The organism is Amycolatopsis keratiniphila subsp. keratiniphila, from assembly GCF_001620365.2.
GTDB lineage: Bacteria > Actinomycetota > Actinomycetes > Mycobacteriales > Pseudonocardiaceae > Amycolatopsis > Amycolatopsis keratiniphila.
This window is the reverse complement of the sequence record NZ_LQMT02000023.1, coordinates 76,526-94,055: the sequence shown is the minus strand read 5'-3', so window position 1 is coordinate 94,055 and position 17,530 is coordinate 76,526. Positions and strand designations below refer to the sequence as shown.

Genomic DNA, 17,530 nt, shown 5'->3' with positions numbered 1-17,530 from the left:
TTCCGATGAGTAACCCCCACCCCTGAGAAGGAAAGGAGCAGGACGCCGTGCACAAGCACCAGAACGGCCTGAAGACCGTCGTCCTGCTCGGCCTGCTGTCCGCGCTCATCGTCGGGATCAGCGGTTTCTTCGGCCGGGGCGCGCTGGTCATCGGCCTGGTGGTGGCGCTCGGCGTCAACGCGTACGCCTACTTCAACTCCGACAAGCTGGCGCTGCGGGCCATGCGCGCGCGGCCGGTGTCCGAGGCCGAGCAGCCGGCGATGTACCGGATCGTGCGGGAGCTGGCGACCAAGGCGCGGCAGCCGATGCCGCGGCTCTACATCAGCCCCACCGTGGCCCCGAACGCCTTCGCCACCGGCCGCAGCCCCCGGCACGCGGCGGTGTGCTGCACCACCGGCATCCTCGACCTGCTCGACGAACGCGAACTGAGGGCGGTGCTCGGGCACGAACTGTCCCATGTCTACAACCGCGACATCCTGATCTCGTGCGTCGCGGGCGCGCTGGCGAGCGTGATCAGCGTGATCGCCAACATCGCGATGTTCACCAGCGTCTTCGGCGGCGGCAACCGCGAGGACGGTGACAGCCCGCTCGTCGGGCTGCTCCTGGTGCTGATCGGGCCGATCGCGGCCGCCGTCGTGAAGCTCGGGGTGAGCCGCTCGCGAGAGTTCCAGGCCGACGCGTCGGGCGCGGAACTCACCGGCGACCCGCTCGGGCTGGCGTCCGCCCTGCGGAAACTCGACAGCGGGACGCGCGCGGCGCCGCTCGTGCCGGAGCCGAGACTGGTCTCGCAGTCGCACCTCATGATCGCGAACCCGTTCCGTCCGGGCGAAGGCCTCTCGAAGCTCTTCTCGACCCATCCGCCCATGGCCGAACGCATCCGGCGCCTGGAAGCCATGGCGCGCCGCCCCTACTGACCTCCCGGATCGCGTTTAGCCCGCGAAACGCAGGTGGGCCCCCGGATCGCGTTTAGCCCGCGAAAGGCGACGCGCCCTCCGGATCGCGTTTAGCCCGCTAAACGCAGGTCGGCCCCCGGATCGCGATTAGCCCGCGAAAGACGACGCCCCCTCCGGATCGCGATTAGCCCGCTAAACGCAGGTCGGGCCGGGGATCTCACCTCGTGGGAGCGGGAATCGTCGGCGAGGGGCGCGAGTTCCCCGGGCATGGGTTCCGCACAGCAGTTGCACCTCGGGGTCGCGCTCGACGGGGCCGGGCAGCATCCGGCCGCCTGGCGGGTCTCCGACGTCCGCCCGTCCGCGTTGTTCACCGCCGCCCACTACCTCGCCCACGCGAAGCTCGCCGAAGCGGCTTCGCTCGACTTCGTCACCCTCGACGACACCCTCGCGCTCCAACCCGGCGGTGAGGAAGTCGTTCGAGGCCGGCTCGACGCGCTCCTCACCTTCGCCGCGATCGCCCCCGTGACCAGTGGAATCGGCCTCGTCCCCACGGTCACCACCACGCACACCGAGCCGTTCCACATCTCGACGGCCGTCGCTTCGCTCGACTTCGCGAGCCGCGGCCGCGCCGGCGTCCTCGCGGTCCCTTCGCGCACCGAGGCCGAGGTCGCGCACTTCGGCAGGCGCACCCTCCCGTCCGAGGTGGACGCCGAAGCGGAGAACGCCGAGGTCATCGACGTCATCGCCCGGCTCTGGGACAGCTGGGAGGACGGCGCGATCATCCGCGACGAGCCGACCGGCCGCTTCATCGACCGCGAGAAGCTGCACTACGTCGACTTCGAAGGCCGCTTCTTCAGCGTCAAGGGACCTTCGATCACGCCGCGCCCGCCGCAGGGCCACCCCGTCGTCGCGGTGTACGGCGACTCGCCGTACGCGCACGGCGCCGACGTCGTCCTGGTCGACGAGATCCGCGGCGCCCGCGAGCGCTTCCCGGACGCGAAACTCCTCGCCGGCCTGTCGATCGTGCTCGCCGAGACCGAGCAGGCGGCCATCGACCGCCGCCGGGCGCTGGAGACCTACGCGCCCTTCCCGCCGGGCCCGAGCTTCACCGGAACTCCCGCCGACCTCGCCACGGAGCTGCCCCGCCTCGCGGCGTCCAACGGTCTCGACGGCTTCCACCTCCGCCCCGCGCTCCTGCCCGACGACCTGGCGCTCTTCACCGCCGAGACCGTGCCCGCCCTCCAGGCCGCGGGCGTGTTCCGGCAGTCCTACACCGGCGCCACCCTGCGCGACCACCTCGGCCTCGGGGTCGCCGCCAACCAGTACGCGGAGGCGTGACAAATGCCCAAACAGGTCAAACTCGCCGCGCACTTCCCCGGCGTCAACAACACGACCGTGTGGAGCGACCCGCGTTCGGGTAGCCAAATCGACTTTTCGTCCTTCGAGCATCTCGCACGCACGGCCGAGCGGGGCAAATTCGACTTCCTGTTCCTCGCCGAGGGCCTGCGCCTGCGCGAACACGCGGGCAAGATCCTCGACTCCGACGTCGTCGGGCGGCCGAACACCACCACCGTGCTGGCCGCGCTCTCCGCGGTCACCACCCGGCTCGGCCTCGCGGGCACGCTGTCGTCCACCTTCAACGAGCCGTACGAGGTCGCGCGCCAGGTCGCGAGCATCGACCACCTCTCCGGCGGCCGCGCCGCGTGGAACGTCGTCACGTCACCGGACGCGTGGACGGGCCAGAATTTCCGCCGTGGCGGCTTCTTGAAACGCGAAGACCGCTATCGCCGCGCCGAGGAATTCCTCGCCACCGTGCGTGAGCTGTGGGACAGCTGGGCGCCCGACGCGCTGGTGGGGGACAAGGAGAACGGCGTCTTCGCCCGCGGCATCGGCCACTTTGTCCACAGCGGACCGCAGTTCGACATCCGCGGCGAGTTCACCGTCCCGAGGACCCCGCAGGGCCAGCCGATCGTCATCCAAGCCGGGGATTCCGACGAGGGCAGGGAGTTCGCCGCGAAGACCGCCGACGTCATCTTCAGCCGCCACGGTTCACTGGAGAGCGGCAAGGAGTTCTTCGCCGACGTCAAGCGACGGCTGCCCGCCTACGGCCGCGAGCCCGGCGAGCTGCTGATCATGCCCGCCGCGACCTTCGTCCTCGGCGACACCGAGGAGGACGCGCATGATCAGGCCCGCGAGATCCGCTATCAGCAGGTGCGCCCGGCGACCGCGATCCAGTTCCTCGAACAGGTCTGGAGCCGCGACCTCTCCGCCTACGACGCCGACGGCCCGCTCCCCGAGATCGACCCGGACCCCGACGCCGAACCGCTGACCTGGGGCCGGGTCCGGCACGAGAAGGATCCGCTGGCCGTGGCCGCGAAATGGCGGGCGATCGCGGAGGAGAAGAAGCTCTCCATCCGCGAACTGGTCATCGAGGTGACCGCGCGCCAGCAGTTCGTCGGCACCGCCCGGCAGGTCGCGGAATCGATCGACGAGTACGTCCGGAGCGACGCCGCCGACGGCTTCGTGCTGGTGCCGCATCTGACCCCGGGCGGGCTGGACGCGTTCGTCGACGACGTCGTCCCGCAGCTTCAGGAGCGGGGTGTCTTCCGCACCGACTACACCGGCGACACCCTGCGGGAACACCTGTTCAGCCGGTAGCACCCTGGGTGCGCGCGACGTTCATCAGATATTCGCCGTAGCCGGACTTCGCCAGCTTCGCCCCGAGCGCGAAGCATTGCTCCGCGTCGATGAAGCCCATACGCAGCGCGACTTCTTCGAGGCAGGCGATCCGGACACCCGTCCGGTGTTCGAGGACCTGCACGAACTGGCCCGCCTCCAGCAGCGAGTCGTGCGTTCCGGTGTCGAGCCACGCGAACCCGCGGCCGAGGTCGATCAGGGTCGCGCGGTCCTGCCGCAGGTAGGTGAGGTTGACGTCCGTGATCTCCAGCTCGCCGCGCGGGGAGGGCTTGAGGTCACGGGCGATCTCGACGACCTGGTTGTCGTAGAAGTACAGGCCGGTGATGGCCTTGTTCGACTTCGGCTTCGCGGGCTTCTCCTCGATGGAAAGGAGCTTGCCGTCGGCGTCGATCTCCCCGACGCCGTACCGCTGCGGGTCCTTGACCGGGTAGCCGAACAGCACGCAGCCGTCGAGCGCGGTCGCCGCGGCCTGCAGCCTGCTGGAGAACCCCTGGCCGTAGAAGATGTTGTCACCGAGCACGAGCGCGACGTCGTCGTCGCCGACGAAGTCCGCGCCGATGACGAACGCCTCGGCCAGCCCGTTCGGGGCGGCCTGCTCGGCGTAGCCGAAGCTGAGCCCGAACTGGCTGCCGTCGCCGAGCAGCCGCCGGAAATGCGGCAGGTCGACGGGGGTCGAGATGATCAGAATCTCCCGGATCCCGGCGAACATCAGCACCGAGATCGGGTAGTAGATCATCGGTTTGTCGTAGACCGGTAGCAGTTGTTTCGATATCGCCTGGGTGATGGGATGCAGACGCGTCCCACTGCCCCCGGCCAGCACGATGCCCTTCATGCGATGCCCCCGCTTCGTAACCGATCGCTCGGGACCTCACACTACCGGGTGCTCAGAACGCCGGACCCTTCGCGAAATACGCCTTGCAGCCGAGGTTGTATTCGGTGGAGATCTGCAACACGTTCTTGCCGCCGTCGACCGGCAGCAGCGTCGAGCTGTAGTTGGGGCAGAAGTTGTTGTGGATCCCGACGATGTGCACGGGCGCGGGCAGCTCGTACCAGTGCCCGGCGCCGAAGTTGTCGTTGGCCAGCAGGACCTGGCCGTTCTTGGGCTGCGGGACGCCGGCGGCGTTGGTGTAGATCTGCCCGACCATCACCAGCCGCACCCCGTTCGGCCCGCCGGGGAACAGCGTGATCGTCTGCGCGTGCTGGAAGTAGTTGCCGCTGGCGGTGGTGACGCGCGTGCCGGGATCGAGGGGATCGCCCCAGTTGGCCCCGTCGGAGGAGATCTTGAAGTACGGGTCGCAGTAGCGGTCGCGGTAGTTGCAGATCTCGTAGGCCAGGTAGTACCGGCCGTCGGGGAGGCGGCGGATGATCGGCATCCCGGGCCGCACCCGATGCGGCGGGATGGCCATCGTGCGCTGTTTGGTGCCCCAGTTCACCCCGTCGGTGGAGGCGACCCGGTTCATCACCTGCGCGAACTGCGGCGCCTCGGTCTCGTCGGCGTAGTGCAGCCACAGCGTGCCACCCGCGTCGACGACGAACTCCGGCTCCCAGATGCCGTCGTGGTTGTGCGAACGGGCGGCCTCGGACAGGAAGGCCCACGAGCGGCCGGCGTCGCGGCTGTACCAGATCCTGATGCCGATCCGCCGTTGCGGACCGGCGTCCTGCCGGTAGCTCGCGGCCCACAGCAGGGTGCCCGCGCGAAGCCTGCCGACCCGCTGCGGCAGTTCGTACAGCGTTCCGCAGCACATGCCGCGGCGACCGTCGCGGTCGCGGACCTCGCCGATCTTGTGGAAGGTCTGGCCCTCGTCGGTGCTCTCCATGATCGGGGTGAACTTGCCGCTCGCGTCTTCGCTGGTCAGCGACGCGAGGATGCGGCCGCGGCCGATCGAGGAATGCTCCAGCCGGATGAGCCGCGGGTACGAGCCGTAGCCGGGCACGAGCTGTTGGCGCTCCGCGGCCTGCGCGGACGTGAACAGGGACGCGATCACCGTGAGTGACAGCGCGAAGGCGAGTGCGGAGCTGGAACGGCGTCTCATCGTGACCTTCCTCGAACGCGATCGCCGGATTACAACACGGGCTTTTGTCCCTTTCGGGCTCCCGAGAAGGCGTTGCGGCGGAAACCCACGTCCGAGTGGCCTGAATCGCTCGGCCGGGTGGACCGGTAACGCTGGGCTATCGGCGGGCGAAGATCGGATGACGGGTTCGACTAGGGGGAAACACGTGATCAGGCGCTTGTGCGCGGCCGCGAGTGCCGTGCTGCTGACCGCGGGCCTGGTGGCCTGCTCACCGTCGGCTCTGGGCCGCGTCGTCCCGCGGGCGGCCGCTCCGGAAGGGCTGCGCTCGCCATCGACGACCCCCACACCGACCACCACCCCGAAGCCCGGCCCGCAGCCGGAGGAGAAACATTCGGGGAAGGGGAACGCGTCGGTCCCGATGACCTGGCCGTCGCGCATCGGCTTTGTGACCTTCGACTGTCCGAAGTGTTCCGGGCACGTCGCGGTCAACACGGAGAACGAGCTGATCGTCAACGACATCGGCCCGTACAAGGGCACGCAGTGGATCAACGACATGCCCGGCCGTCAGGCGAAGACGTTCACCGTCAAGGCCAACGCCGCCTGGACGCTGACCATCACCGACGAAAGCGGTTTGCCCGTGCTCACGCCGGGCAAGCCCCTGTCCGGCAAGAGCGAAGCGGTCTTCGCCGCGCCCGATGGCGTTTCGTCGGTCGCCGTCACCACCAAGAACAGCGGCCGCACGGCGGTGTGGGTGCACAGCGGCGACTACTCGGAACTCCCCGTGAACCAGCTCGGCGACTACAAGGGCAGCGTGCCCGTGACCGGTCCGGCCTTCGTGTCGGTGGAAGGCGACGGGACCTGGACGGTCACCGCGTCCTAGACATGACGAAGGCCACCTTCCGCCGAAGGTGGCCTCGTCGTCGCCGTGCTCAGCGGTAGTTCGTGAACTGCAGCGCGATCTCGAAGTCCTTGCCCTTCAGCAAGGCGATCACGTCCTGCAGCTGGTCCTTCTTCTTGCCGGACACCCGCAGCTGGTCGCCCTGGATCTGCGCCTGGACGCCCTTGGGGCCTTCGTCACGGATGAACTTGGCGATCTGCTTCGCCTTGTCCGACGCGATCCCCTGCAGGATCTTGCCGCCGATCTTGTAGATCTTGCCGGACAGCGCCGGCTCGCCCGCCTCGAAGGCCTTCAGGGAGATGCCGCGCTTGATCAGCTTCTCCTTGAACACCTCGACCGCCGCCAGCGCCCGCTCCTCGGTCTCGGACTCGATCGCGATCGCCTCCTCGCCGGACCAGTCGATCTTGGTCCCGGTACCCCGGAAGTCGAACCGTGTACCGAGTTCCTTGCTGGCCTGGTTCAGGGCGTTGTCCACCTCCTGGCGATCGACCTTGCTCACCACGTCGAAAGAGGGATCCGCCACGTGTTCTCACACCTCGTACTCGCTTGTCAGGAGCTTCCACCCTAGCCCTGCGGAACCCGGTTGACCGGCCCGCCACGGCATTGGGTATTCTTTCGTCTCGGCCGGGGACACCCGGCCACGGCGAGTTGCCCGAGCGGCCAAAGGGATCTGACTGTAAATCAGACGGCACTGCCTTCGGGGGTTCGAATCCCTCACTCGCCACACCAGAGCGGCCTCGTGACCCAGTCACGGGGCCGCTTTGTTTGTTGCGTCGCCCACCTTTAGTTAGTGGTTAGTAACCAGTAACTTAGAGGGATGGCTGGACGGATGAGTGGACCCGAACGACGTGCCCAGGTGCTGGCCATCGCCGCGCAGGAGTTCGCGGAACACGGGCTGCACGGGGCGTCGACGGAAGCGATCGCGAAGACGGCGGGGATCACGCAGGCGTACGTCTTCCGGATGTTCGGGACGAAGAAGGCCCTGTTCCTGGAGCTGGTCCAGGCCGCGTTCGAGCGGCTCAGCGACGCGATGCGAGACGCGGGCGACGGGAAGACCGGCCTGGCCGCGCTCTCGGCGATGGGCGCGCAGTACTACGACCTGCTGGCCGACCGGACCGGGTTGTTGTTGCAGCTCCAGGGCTTCGCCGCGTGTGGCGATCCGGAGGTGCGGGACGCGGTGCGGTCGTGTTTCGCGCGGATGTGGGGCACGGCCGAGGACGGCACCGGACTCGACCCGGTGACCGTGAAGACCTTCCTCGCCTTCGGGATGTTGCTGAACACCGGTGCCGCGATGGACGTCGAGCAGGTCGACGCCGTGTGGGCCGAGGGCGTCCGCACCCGGATCCAGCCTGGGCTGTTCACCCACATCACCACCGAGACGAACCGATGAGTGTCCCGGTCCGGCACGACGGACGGCTGAGCCCCGCGCTGGTGTGCACGGCGCTGGCCGGCGCGGTGATCGGCAGCGTCGGGGCGCCCCTGATCACTCCGGTCGCCACGGGTATGCACGTCTCGCTGGACGCCGCGCAGTGGACCTTGACTGTCACGCTGTTCAGCGGTGCGATCGCGGGTCCGGTGCTGGGCAGGCTCGGCAGCGGCCCGTACCGCCGCGCGACGATCCTGGTCACCCTGGGCCTGGTCGTGACGGGCGGGTTGCTGACCGTGCTCCCGCTGCCGTACGCGGCGCTGTTGATCGGCCGCGGCCTCCAAGGGCTCGGGGTCGCGGCCGGGGCGCTGTTGATGAGCGTCGCCCGCACACACCTGCCGCCTGAGCGCGCGACATCGACGATCGCCGCGCTTTCGGTCGCGTCGACGGTCGGTATCGGCGTCGGCTACCCGGTGGTCAGCCTGCTCGACCAGCTCGCGGGATTACGTGTCGCCTATGGATTCGGCTTCCTCCTGTCCGCTGTCGCATTCGTCATCGCTTGGCGGTTCCTTCCCGCCGAAGCGCCCGGCGAGTTTCCTCGGATCGATGTCCCCGGCACGCTGCTTCTCGCTCTCGGCACGCTCGGGCTCCTCCTGGTCATCGCCGAGCCGTCGATCTGGACGACCGCGTGGCTGGGCGCCGGTGTTCTCGCCGGTTCCGCCGCGGTCCTGGTCGGGTGGGCGTTCGTCGAGCTCCGCACGACGGCGCCACTGGTGAACCTTCGGTTGCTCGGCCAGAGCGCCATCCTCCGTGCGAACCTGGCGATTCTCGTGGCCGGAGCGGGTTTGTACCTGCTGTTCAGCTTGTTCACCCGTTATGTGCAGACGCCCGCCGGCGCCCAGTACGGCTTCGCGCTTCCTGGAGTCGCCGCGGGTGCGGCGCTGATCCCGTTCTCACTGCTCGGATTCGTTGCGGGAAAAGCGATCCCGCGGCTCATCGCACGCCTCACCGAACGGTGGACGTACGCGTTCTCGGTCGTGATCGCCGTGGCGAGCGCCCTGCTGTTCGCCGTCGGCAACCGGTCGTTCCTTCTCGTCCTCGTCGCGATCGCCCTGCTCGGTTTCGCCGTCGGAGGTGTCTTCGCGGTGATGCCGAAGCTCGTCCTCGCCGGTGTGCCCCAAGGGGAAACGGCCAGCGTGCTCTCGATCAACCAGATCGCCCGCAGCATCGGGATGGCCGTCGGCAGCGGTCTCGCCGGCCTTCTCCTCGCCGCTGCCACTCCGGACGGAACGTTGCTCCCCGCCCGGAACGGCTACCTCACGACGACGCTGTGGGCATTGCCGCTGCTCGCCGTCAGCGCGGTCGTCATCGTCACGAATCGCGCTCCCAGACCGACACGTGTTTGGTGCTCTCGGCGGTGAACTCCGATCGGTCCCAGTCCGCCCAGCGGTACTTCAGGCGCATCCCGGCGATGCGGGCCATGAGGTCCAGTTCGGCAGGCCAGACGTACCGGAAGGGGATGCGGTGGAACCGCCCCTGTCCATTCGGTGTCACGGTGACGTGGTTCGACGTGAACTCCTGCGTGACCACGTCGTACTGGTCGAATCCGACGTAACCGGGCGCCATCGCGAACGGGACGATGTCCTGCCCGGGCGGCAGGCGGCGCAGCGCGGGCAGGCCGACCTCGACGAGGAACAGCCCGCCCGGCCGCAGATGCGCCGCCGCGTTCCGGAAGACGTCGACCTGCCCGTCCTGGGTGGTCACGTTGCCGATCGTGTTGAACACCAGGAAGACCAACGAGAATTCGCCGTCCACCCGCGTTTCGGTCATGTCTCCGATCGTGACGTCGACCGCGTCACCGCCCGGCTTGCCCTCGATCCGCGCGGCCATCGCGCGGCTCAGTTCGATGCCGCTCACCGGCACGCCACGCGCGGCCAGCGGGATCGCGATCCGTCCGGTCCCGACGGCGAACTCGAGCACCGGGCCGTCGGCCAGATCTTCGAGGACGTCCACCGCGGGCGTCACCACTTCGGGCGCGTTCGCCCCGCCCGGATCGTCGTAGTTCGCGGCCACGCTCTCGGGGAACCAGCCGTCCGAAGCCTCGTCTCCTGTGTCCGTCTCACTGATCACGGTCGCCGACGCTACGCGCGGGACCGTGCGCTTCTCATCCGGTTTTCTCACGTGGGACGCTCACCGGCCGCGACCCCGCCTTTGCGGCCATGCGGGACGCGTATTCGGTTCGGCCAGGTCTTCGAGGTAGGTGTACTCGCTGAAGTCGTCGTCCGTCGTCGGCGGTCGTCGCGCGCGCCGGGGTTCCGCCGGTGGAGGCTCCGATTCGAGCTCCGCGGCGACCTCGGCCAGCAACGGCCACAGCTTCTCCTGGGCTCTGGGCGCGAACAGCGCCTGCGCGAGCGGGTGCTCGCAATTCCCTGTCGCGACCTCCTCCCAAGTGAATTTGCCTTCCCGGACGCAGGTCGCCGCCCGGGCCAGCCGCGGCGGAACGTCGGGCCGTTCCGCCGCGCGACGGAACACCGCGGCCGTGAACTTCGACGCGTCGACCATGCGCCACCTCCGCCGTTCTCCCGTCGCCGAACCGGAGCACGACATTACCGAGCGACGGGTGAGCAGGGAATTCCCGCCGCACGACCCGGTGAAGCGTCAGTTCGCCGCGCGGTAGCGCAGCAGCACGACGCCCGAAGCGAACGCCTTCTCCTCCACCAGCCGAAGCTTCGGGACACCGGTGGCGCCGTCGAACAGCCGACGGCCCTCGCCGACCACGACGGGATAGACGAACAGCCGGTACTCGTCGACGAGCCCCTCGGCGATGAGCGATCGCACCAGCGAGATGCTGCCGGTGGTCACGATGTCCTTGCCTTCGGCGGCCTTCAGATTCTCGATCTCCGAGCGCAGCCCGCCGGAGAGCACCGTGGTGTTCTCCCACTCCGGCTCCGTGAGCGTGCTCGAGACGACGTACTTGTTCACTGTGTCGAGGTAAGCCGAAATGCCTGTCGTGTCTTCGGTTTGGTGCGGCCAGTACCCGCGCATGTCCTCGAAGGTGACGCGTCCGAGCAGGAACGCGTCGGCATTCTCACGTTGTTCCCGGAGCGTGGCCAGAACGTCGGACTGGTCCACGTCCGGATCGGTGTCGCCCGGGCTGAACCAGTCGCCCGCCAGCTCGATCACGCCGTCGATCGTGCAGTTCTCGGTGACGATCAGCTTCCGCATGGACCTGACGGTACCGCCGGCCACCGACAAGAACGGAACGATGACCGAACCGCCCGCCGTCGGATCTGTCGTCTTCCGCGAGTTCTACGTGTCACCGTGAACCGCTCGCCGCGACGGATACCAAGCCTCTCCCGCGGGTTCGCCCGCCATGTTCCAGCTCCACGACACCTTCGGCGTCACGCGCGAGTAGATGCCCGGGCCGACGATCCCCATCCGTTCGATCGGGTCGGCAGCCTCCCCGTAGATCCGGACACCGCGGGCGATGAACGGGTCGAGCGAGACGAGGTCGTCGACGAGCAATGCGACTTTGCGTTGTCCCGCTTGGATATTGCGGAACTTCCGGGTGGCGAGCACCGACGCGCCCGCACCGCCCACCCAGAAATGCGTTCCGTCGAACTCGAACGCCAGCGGGACGACGTCCGGCTGTTCACCGTCCTCCGCCAGGGTCGCGAAGCGGGCCAACGGTTGCGAGCGCAGGTACGCGATCTCTTCTCCGGTGAAGGTCATGGCGCCATGATCCCCCTCAGGCCGCGAGAATCCGGGCACGGTTCAGGATCAGCATGTCGGTGACGAAGCAGACCGGCGTGCCGTCGGCCGCCCGGCCGATCCAGGTCGGATAGCTGCCGTCTCCCCAGCCGGTGGTGAACGCGATGATATTGCCGCCGGCTCCGTCCGGGGTGACGTCGATATGCGGGTCGACCTCCTCGAATTTCTCCAGGAGGTCGTCGTCCATCTCCTCGGGGAGTGCGTCGGCGTCGGTGAAGCAGCCGGTGCCGCTGTCCACGCCGTAGCCGTAGAACTCCCCGTCACCGAGGAAAAGCGCGTTCTGCCCAGGCCAGAGCGCCGCTTCCCAGGTGGCGACGGGGACGTCGGCCACGACGAGTTTGGCGGCCACGACCCGTTCGTGGGCCGGTTCGTCGACGAACCGGATCGCCGAGATGGCCACCTGGTACTCGCCGGGAGGCACGGTGACCGTGAAGTGCGCGGCGTCCGAATCCAGGAAGGCCGGATCCGCCGCGACGAGCCTGCCGCTGGGCATGCGGAGTTTGCCGGCATCCCGAAGCTCGATCTCGCCGACGCCATGGCCGTCGCTCAGGGAAAGCGCGTGCCCGCCGTGAACATTTCGTCGATACCGAAGGGGCACAAGGGAACAGAGGGCCGCCAAGGGCGTTCTTCGGCGGGAAGCGGTGGATCGGTGACCGGGGTCTCCGGCGTCCGGAGGGTCAGCTGCTTCGTATTCGTGAAAGGTTCCCAATCGCCGAAGGCGGGCTTCGGCATCCTCAGCTCCGACACCGGCTTTCGCACGCGGCCGCTGCTGGCACCGCCGCCGTAGCCACGAGGAGCCTTGTGCACCCAGCCTTCACCTTCGGGGCCGAAGGACAGCTCGACCCGGCCGGCGTTCTGTTCGTCGAACTCCTCCTGGTCGTCGAAATGGTAGGTCCACTGATCGACCCTCACGAGGAACAGTGCGCCGTCTTCGAGCACACGGAACTCGAACAACCCGCGGCGCCTGCTCCGCTCGTCGAAGTGCGCGGAGCGGGCGAAGTGGTGCTTCCAAGCGATTTCGATGAGCATTTGCGGCACTTCGGTGCCGGGACGCACCAACGCGACGGCGTACTGCTCTCCGGCGGCGTCACGTTCCCGCGCGGTGCCGGGGGAGAACCGTCCGATCAGCGCGCGGGCGACCGGGTCCCAGCCTTCGCAGTAGACGACGTCGAGCAAGGTCCCCTCAGACATGGAGCGAAACCTAGCGGTTACCCCCGACAAATCCCAGGGGCTAGTCGCGGATCGCGTAGTCGCCGAAAGCCGGCTCCAGCAGCTCGAAGGCCCGCTGAGTCGCCTTCGTCAGTGCTTCGGCGATCTCGTCGTTGCTCTCGCCGGCGTGGGAACGCCGGAGGACCTCGCGAAAGAGGACGCGGTCGATCGCGTTGAGCTCGGCGGCGGCCATGACCGGGGTGACGTCGTCCGAGTCGGCTCCGGTCTCGGTCGCGAGAAGTTCGGCGAGCGCCGCTTCGCGCAGTTCGTGCAGTTCACGCAGCCGCGCGGTCAGAGTCGGGCTCTCCAGCACCATTTTCGCGAAGACCGGCCCGGTGAAACCGATCACAGGGGAGTGCTCCGCGACCGCGTCCAGGAAGGTGCGCCGTAGCGCGGCCAGCGCCGACTCACCCGGCTTCCGGTCGCGGACGGCGTTCGCCAGCCCGTTCGTGAACTCCTCGTGCTGGTCGAGCGCCAGGTCCTCTTTGCGCGCGAAGTAGTTGGTGACGGTCTTCTTCGCGACTCTCGCCGCAGCGGCGATCTCGGCGATCGTCGTCTCCTCGAAGCCCTTCTCGATGAAGAGGAGCGTCGCCTGGTCGGAGATCAGCTGCCGTGTCTCCTGCTTCTTGAGCTCCCGAAGGCCCACATCCGCGCTGGTCATGAGCGAAGTTTACCACCGTCGTAAAAATATCCTTGACTTCAGGTAGTTCGAGTGTAAACTTACGTCCGTACTACCGAACGCGAGAGAAGAGGCTCCTTGACCGCTCGAATCCCCCAAGGCAACGAAGGCACCAACCGCGCCCAGGTCCGCCGGAACGACCGCCGTCAGCAGCAGCCGTTCCCCGGCCGCTCGATGCCGGTGCGCCGCTCGATCGGCGTCCCGCGCCGCCGGTCGTACTGACCGCTCAGCTCATCCGAAAACTCATCGCCGACCGAAGGGGATAGCCCATGAACGTCCTTGCCTCCACCATCTCGCTGACCGTCGACGACGTCGCCGCGTCCAGCCGTTTCTTCACCGAGCACTTCGGCTTCACTGAGCAGATGGCCGCGGAGGGTTTCGTCTCCCTCGGGCACGAAACCGCGAAGGTGAGCATCGTCCTGCTTCAGGCGGGGATCGAGGTCTTGCCGGAGAACCTGCGGCAGCAGCGCGCGTCCGGCGTGATCGTGGCCTTCACGGTCGAGGACCTCGAGGCCGAGGAGAAGCGCCTGCGCGACGAAGGTGTCGAGATCACGTTGCCGCTGCGGGAAGAACCGTGGGGAGAGCGTCTCTTCATGGTCACCGACCCGAACGGTGTGCCCGTGGAGCTCGTGGAATGGGTGCAGCGGTAGGGAAAGGTCAAAGCGGGGCTTGGTCCACAGTGGACCAAGCCCCGCTTTGCCTCGCCGGGTCTATTTCATCGTGGCGAGCTGGATCAGGTTGCCGCAGGTGTCGTCGAAGACCGCGGTGACCACGGGTCCCATGTCGACGGGGTCCTGGGTGAACTCGACGCCGAGCCCCTTGAGCCGTTCGGCCTCGGCGTACACGTCGTCGACCGCGAATTGGGTGAACGGGATGCCGTCGTCGGCCAGTGCCTTCTTGAACGGCTTCGCCGCGGGGTGACCGTCCGGTTCCAGTAGCAGTTCGACGCCGTCGGGGTTGGCAGGCGAGACCACGGTGAGCCAGCGGGCGTCTCCGGCGGGCACGTCGGTTTTCTTGATGAAGCCCAGTTTTCCGGTGTAGAAGTCGAGGGCCTTGGCCTGGTCGTCGACGAAGACGCTGGTGATGTTGATCCGGATCACGGGTTCGGTTCCTCTCGGTCGATGGGCCACCGCTCGACGATCGACCGCAGCGGGCCCGTGTCGATGTGGTGGAACTTGTAGCGGCCCTGTCGCCGGGTGCGCACCAGGCCTGCTTGTTCGAGCATCGCGAGATGCTGCGAGATGGCCTGCCGTGACGAGGTCAAGCCATGCTTCATGGTCAGCCTGCCGCAGATCTCGAACAGGGTCTGACCGTCCTTTTCGGTCAGCTCGTCCAGGATGGTGCGTCGCGTCGCGTCGCCGATCGCCTTGAACAGGTCGCCGTCCACGACCCAGTTATAGGCAAGCCGTCACTTGCCTGTCAACTCGGGGTCAGGACCCGAGGTAGCGCAGGATGGCCAGGACGCGACGGCTGTACCCGGCGGTGTTGGCCAGTTCGAGCTTGTCGAAGAGGGCGTTCACGTGCTTTTCGACAGCGCTCAGCGAGATGAACAACGACTCGGCGATCCCAGGGTTCGTGTGGCCCTGCGCCATTTTCTCCAGCACTTCACGTTCGCGGACGGTCAGTTTCGCGAGCGGATCGGTGTGCGTGGTCCGCGCGAGCAGCCGCCGCACCACCTCCGGATCGAACGCCGCACCGCCCGCGGCCACCCGGTCGAGCGCGTCCAGGAATTCGCCCACCTGGGCGACCCTGTCCTTCAGGAGATAGCCGACGCGTTCACCGTCGCCGGTGATCAGCTCGGCGGCGTAGCGCTTTTCGACGTACTGCGAGAGCACCAGCACCCCGATCTCCGGCCAGCGTTTCCGGATCTCGAGCGCCGCGCGAAGCCCCTCGTCGGTGTGGGTCGGCGGCATCCGGACGTCCGTGACGATCACGTCCGGCCGGTAGGCGGCCGTCGTCGAGAGGAGCGCGTCACCGTCGCCGACCGACGCCACGACCTCGTGTCCCTCTTCGACCAGCAGTCGGACCAGCCCTTCGCGCAGGAGGGTCGAGTCCTCCGCGAGGATCACTCGCACGGCAGCACCGCGGTCACCACGGTCGGGCCGCCGAGCGGACTGTCCACGGTGAATCGTCCGTCCGCCGCCGCGACGCGCATCGCGAGGCCGGAAAGCCCGCCGCCCGACTCACGCGCCCCGCCCGTGCCGTCATCGGTGATCCGTACCCGCACCCTGTCCCCGTCCCGCTCCACTTCGATGTCGATCCGCGTCGCCGCGGCGTGCTTGATCGTATTGGTGACCGCCTCGGAAGCGACGAAGTAGACGACGGTCTCGATCGCCGCCGGTGGCCGTTCCGCCAGGTCGACCCGCAGGTGGACCGGGATGCCCGAGCGTTCCGCGAGCGCCTCCAACGCGGGATGCAGCCCGTCCGCGTCCAGCGCGATCGGATACACCCGCCACGAGACCTCCCGTAGATCCACGAGTGCTCGTTGTGATTCCTCGTGTGCTTGCCGGAGCAGTTCCGACGCGTGCTCCGGGTCGGTCGCGCGACGCGCCCGGCCGAGCAGCATCCCGAGCGCGACGAGCCGCTGCTGGACGCCGTCGTGCAGGTCACGTTCGATCCGGCGGCGCTCACCGTTGACCGCCTCGACCACTTCCGCCCGGCTGGTCGTGAGTTCGGAGAGCCGCCGGCGCAACTGTTCGCTTTTGCTGGGGCCGAAAAAGCGCTTCGCCAGCCTGGCGTCCAGCGTCGCGGCTCCGATCAGCCCTTGCAAGGAAAGGAAAACAAGCAACCCGCCGAAAAGGACGGTGGTGACCGGGTCGTACCAGTCGGCCGGTGCTCCTCCGCCGGGCGACTGACCCTCGAAGAGCTGAGCGGCGATGATCACCGCGGATCCGGCGCCCAGCAGGATCAGGATGAAGATCGCGGCGCAGAGCAGCCCGATGACGGACCGCGGGACGAGATAGGCCATCGCACGGCGATCGGTGTAGTTCGTGGCGTTCTCTTCGCCGAAGTACTTCTCCAGCCGTCGCCGTTCCACTTCGGACAGTACGCGCGCACCGGCGAAGACCGGCTGCCGCAGCGCGGGAACCGTGAGCGCGAGCGTGCCGAAGAGCACGTAGAAGGCCTCCGCGACAGCGGTCATGGCGCCGATCGCCAAGCCGAGTGTGCCGCGGAGTGCTTTGCGCAGATAGCGGCGCATCGCTGCCGGAACAGGCATAACGCCAGGTTAGCGGGGTAGCCGGAGATCGGTACTGCGGTTTACCGCAGTGATTTGTGCCGCTTCACCACAGTGTGCGGAACCCGGGCGATTCGTACGTTCGTTGACATCCGCAGACGACCACGAAAGGCCGCCATGAACCTCCTCCTCGCCCAAACCGCCAGTGAACCGATGGGAGGACTCGCCGGCTGGGCGGTGTCGCTGATGGACGCGCTGGGTGGTCCGGGCGCCGCGATCATCGTCGGCCTGGACAACCTGTTCCCGCCGATCCCCAGCGAACTGGTGCTCCCACTCGCCGGATTCTCCGCCAGTCAGGGCACGTTCACGCTGGTGGAAGCGCTGGTGTGGACGACGTTCGGCTCGGTGGCGGGCGCGATCATCGTGTACTACCTCGGCCTGCTGCTCGGCCGCGACCGCACACGCCGCTGGATGGCGAAGATCCCGCTGGTCAAGACGTCCGACTTCGACAAGACCGAAGCCTGGTTCCGGAAACACGGCTCCAAGGCGGTGTTCTTCGGCAGGATGGTGCCGATCTTCCGCAGCCTCATCTCCCTGCCCGCCGGGATCGAACGCATGCCGTTCTGGCGGTTCCTCGCCCTGACCACGCTGGGCAGCCTGATCTGGAACACGGGTTTCGTCCTGGCGGGATACGGCCTGGGGGAAAGCTGGCATCTGGTCGAGGAATACGCCGGGTTCTTCCAGTACTTCGTGATCGCCGCCGTCGCGGTCGCCCTGACCCTCTTCATGGTGAGCCGTGTCCGCGAGAAGTCCCGTATCGACGCCTGATC

At 67.8% G+C, this 17,530-nt stretch carries 23 protein-coding genes and 1 tRNA gene; 10 read left to right on the top strand and 14 right to left on the bottom strand.

Going from position 1 to position 17,530, the window contains the following annotated elements; translation table 11 throughout:
- The first annotated feature begins 47 nt into the window (after nucleotides 1-47).
- From htpX to AVR91_RS24810, 3 genes are all read left to right on the top strand, one after another.
- Nucleotides 48-914 (top strand): zinc metalloprotease HtpX, encoded by an 867-nt coding sequence (gene htpX / locus AVR91_RS24820; protein ID WP_063276954.1) that lies wholly within the window; start codon nucleotides 48-50, stop codon nucleotides 912-914.
- Nucleotides 915-1,160: 246 nt separating this feature from the next.
- Nucleotides 1,161-2,231 carry an LLM class flavin-dependent oxidoreductase gene (locus AVR91_RS24815; protein ID WP_063276953.1) on the top strand — a complete coding sequence of 357 codons (1,071 nt, stop codon included), beginning with the start codon at nucleotides 1,161-1,163 and terminating at the stop codon, nucleotides 2,229-2,231.
- 3 nt (nucleotides 2,232-2,234) lie between these two features.
- On the top strand, nucleotides 2,235-3,551 hold the full coding sequence (locus AVR91_RS24810; protein ID WP_063276952.1) for an NtaA/DmoA family FMN-dependent monooxygenase: 1,317 nt from the start codon (nucleotides 2,235-2,237) through the stop codon (nucleotides 3,549-3,551).
- On the opposite strand, the gene rfbA is transcribed toward AVR91_RS24810, so the two are convergent.
- Together rfbA and AVR91_RS24800 are read right to left on the bottom strand one after the other, a co-directional pair.
- Entirely contained in the window at nucleotides 3,541-4,422 is an 882-nt protein-coding gene (gene rfbA / locus AVR91_RS24805; protein ID WP_063276951.1) for a glucose-1-phosphate thymidylyltransferase RfbA, read from the bottom strand. The genes AVR91_RS24810 and rfbA overlap by 11 nt on opposite strands.
- Before the next feature lie 52 nt (nucleotides 4,423-4,474).
- Nucleotides 4,475-5,623: a sialidase family protein gene (locus AVR91_RS24800; RefSeq protein WP_016331026.1), complete on the bottom strand. Its 1,149-nt coding sequence runs from the start codon at nucleotides 5,621-5,623 to the stop codon at nucleotides 4,475-4,477.
- 184 nt (nucleotides 5,624-5,807) lie between these two features.
- Here AVR91_RS24800 and AVR91_RS24795 point away from each other — a divergent pair, with 184 nt between their 5' ends.
- A complete protein-coding gene (locus tag AVR91_RS24795) occupies nucleotides 5,808-6,482 on the top strand; it encodes a hypothetical protein (protein WP_063276950.1) in 675 nt (224 codons plus the stop codon).
- Nucleotides 6,483-6,531: 49 nt separating this feature from the next.
- Here the strand turns inward: AVR91_RS24795 and AVR91_RS24790 are convergent, their stop codons facing one another.
- The gene (locus AVR91_RS24790) at nucleotides 6,532-7,023 is read right to left on the bottom strand and encodes a YajQ family cyclic di-GMP-binding protein (RefSeq protein WP_016331028.1); all 492 of its coding nucleotides are present in this window, start codon (nucleotides 7,021-7,023) and stop codon (nucleotides 6,532-6,534) included.
- A gap of 119 nt (nucleotides 7,024-7,142) precedes the next feature.
- Between AVR91_RS24790 and AVR91_RS24785 the strand changes: the two genes are divergently transcribed.
- The 3 genes from AVR91_RS24785 to AVR91_RS24775 all read left to right on the top strand — a co-directional run bounded on the left by AVR91_RS24785 (nucleotide 7,143) and on the right by AVR91_RS24775 (nucleotide 9,287).
- Nucleotides 7,143-7,224: transfer RNA gene (locus AVR91_RS24785), tRNA-Tyr, on the top strand.
- Nucleotides 7,225-7,317: 93 nt separating this feature from the next.
- Nucleotides 7,318-7,890, top strand: coding sequence for a TetR/AcrR family transcriptional regulator (locus AVR91_RS24780; RefSeq protein ID WP_228709328.1), 573 nt, complete (start codon nucleotides 7,318-7,320; stop codon nucleotides 7,888-7,890).
- Nucleotides 7,887-9,287 carry an MFS transporter gene (locus tag AVR91_RS24775; RefSeq protein ID WP_063276948.1) on the top strand — a complete coding sequence of 467 codons (1,401 nt, stop codon included), beginning with the start codon at nucleotides 7,887-7,889 and terminating at the stop codon, nucleotides 9,285-9,287. Before AVR91_RS24780 ends, AVR91_RS24775 begins: the two co-directional genes overlap by 4 nt.
- On the opposite strand, the gene AVR91_RS24770 is transcribed toward AVR91_RS24775, so the two are convergent.
- The 7 genes from AVR91_RS24770 to AVR91_RS24745 all read right to left on the bottom strand — a co-directional run bounded on the left by AVR91_RS24770 (nucleotide 9,238) and on the right by AVR91_RS24745 (nucleotide 13,507).
- Nucleotides 9,238-9,996 carry a class I SAM-dependent DNA methyltransferase gene (locus tag AVR91_RS24770; protein WP_063276947.1) on the bottom strand — a complete coding sequence of 253 codons (759 nt, stop codon included), beginning with the start codon at nucleotides 9,994-9,996 and terminating at the stop codon, nucleotides 9,238-9,240. The genes AVR91_RS24775 and AVR91_RS24770 overlap by 50 nt on opposite strands.
- Before the next feature lie 60 nt (nucleotides 9,997-10,056).
- Nucleotides 10,057-10,428 (bottom strand): hypothetical protein, encoded by a 372-nt coding sequence (locus AVR91_RS24765; protein ID WP_063276946.1) that lies wholly within the window; start codon nucleotides 10,426-10,428, stop codon nucleotides 10,057-10,059.
- Nucleotides 10,429-10,524: 96 nt separating this feature from the next.
- Nucleotides 10,525-11,091, bottom strand: coding sequence for a dihydrofolate reductase family protein (locus AVR91_RS24760; RefSeq protein ID WP_063276945.1), 567 nt, complete (start codon nucleotides 11,089-11,091; stop codon nucleotides 10,525-10,527).
- 84 nt (nucleotides 11,092-11,175) lie between these two features.
- Entirely contained in the window at nucleotides 11,176-11,598 is a 423-nt protein-coding gene (locus AVR91_RS24755) for a PPOX class F420-dependent oxidoreductase (protein WP_063276944.1), read from the bottom strand.
- Nucleotides 11,599-11,614: 16 nt separating this feature from the next.
- Nucleotides 11,615-12,130 carry a DUF4241 domain-containing protein gene (locus tag AVR91_RS43875; protein WP_228709327.1) on the bottom strand — a complete coding sequence of 172 codons (516 nt, stop codon included), beginning with the start codon at nucleotides 12,128-12,130 and terminating at the stop codon, nucleotides 11,615-11,617.
- A gap of 53 nt (nucleotides 12,131-12,183) precedes the next feature.
- The gene (locus AVR91_RS43870; protein ID WP_228709325.1) at nucleotides 12,184-12,828 is read right to left on the bottom strand and encodes a hypothetical protein; all 645 of its coding nucleotides are present in this window, start codon (nucleotides 12,826-12,828) and stop codon (nucleotides 12,184-12,186) included.
- 40 nt (nucleotides 12,829-12,868) lie between these two features.
- The gene (locus tag AVR91_RS24745; protein WP_063276943.1) at nucleotides 12,869-13,507 is read right to left on the bottom strand and encodes a TetR/AcrR family transcriptional regulator; all 639 of its coding nucleotides are present in this window, start codon (nucleotides 13,505-13,507) and stop codon (nucleotides 12,869-12,871) included.
- Nucleotides 13,508-13,603: 96 nt separating this feature from the next.
- Between AVR91_RS24745 and AVR91_RS43190 the strand changes: the two genes are divergently transcribed.
- Together AVR91_RS43190 and AVR91_RS24740 are read left to right on the top strand one after the other, a co-directional pair.
- The gene (locus AVR91_RS43190; RefSeq protein WP_157376262.1) at nucleotides 13,604-13,747 is read left to right on the top strand and encodes a hypothetical protein; all 144 of its coding nucleotides are present in this window, start codon (nucleotides 13,604-13,606) and stop codon (nucleotides 13,745-13,747) included.
- A gap of 47 nt (nucleotides 13,748-13,794) precedes the next feature.
- Nucleotides 13,795-14,175, top strand: a complete 381-nt coding sequence (locus AVR91_RS24740) for a VOC family protein (RefSeq protein ID WP_063276942.1) — start codon at nucleotides 13,795-13,797, stop codon at nucleotides 14,173-14,175.
- Between the two features lie 60 nt (nucleotides 14,176-14,235).
- Here AVR91_RS24740 and AVR91_RS24735 read toward each other — a convergent pair whose 3' ends face one another.
- Genes AVR91_RS24735 through AVR91_RS24720 form a run of 4 tightly spaced genes read right to left on the bottom strand, consistent with a single transcriptional unit; the run spans nucleotide 14,236 to nucleotide 16,724 of the window.
- On the bottom strand, nucleotides 14,236-14,625 hold the full coding sequence (locus tag AVR91_RS24735) for a VOC family protein (RefSeq protein ID WP_063274300.1): 390 nt from the start codon (nucleotides 14,623-14,625) through the stop codon (nucleotides 14,236-14,238).
- Nucleotides 14,622-14,912 carry an ArsR/SmtB family transcription factor gene (locus tag AVR91_RS24730; RefSeq protein ID WP_063274301.1) on the bottom strand — a complete coding sequence of 97 codons (291 nt, stop codon included), beginning with the start codon at nucleotides 14,910-14,912 and terminating at the stop codon, nucleotides 14,622-14,624. The genes AVR91_RS24735 and AVR91_RS24730 overlap by 4 nt, the downstream gene beginning before the upstream one ends.
- A 43-nt stretch (nucleotides 14,913-14,955) precedes the next feature.
- A complete protein-coding gene (locus tag AVR91_RS24725; protein ID WP_063274302.1) occupies nucleotides 14,956-15,600 on the bottom strand; it encodes a response regulator in 645 nt (214 codons plus the stop codon).
- The gene (locus tag AVR91_RS24720; RefSeq protein WP_063274303.1) at nucleotides 15,591-16,724 is read right to left on the bottom strand and encodes a sensor histidine kinase; all 1,134 of its coding nucleotides are present in this window, start codon (nucleotides 16,722-16,724) and stop codon (nucleotides 15,591-15,593) included. The genes AVR91_RS24725 and AVR91_RS24720 overlap by 10 nt, the downstream gene beginning before the upstream one ends.
- 153 nt (nucleotides 16,725-16,877) lie before the next feature.
- Between AVR91_RS24720 and AVR91_RS24715 the strand changes: the two genes are divergently transcribed.
- Nucleotides 16,878-17,528, top strand: a complete 651-nt coding sequence (locus AVR91_RS24715; protein WP_063274304.1) for a DedA family protein — start codon at nucleotides 16,878-16,880, stop codon at nucleotides 17,526-17,528.
- Nucleotides 17,529-17,530 lie beyond the last annotated feature (2 nt).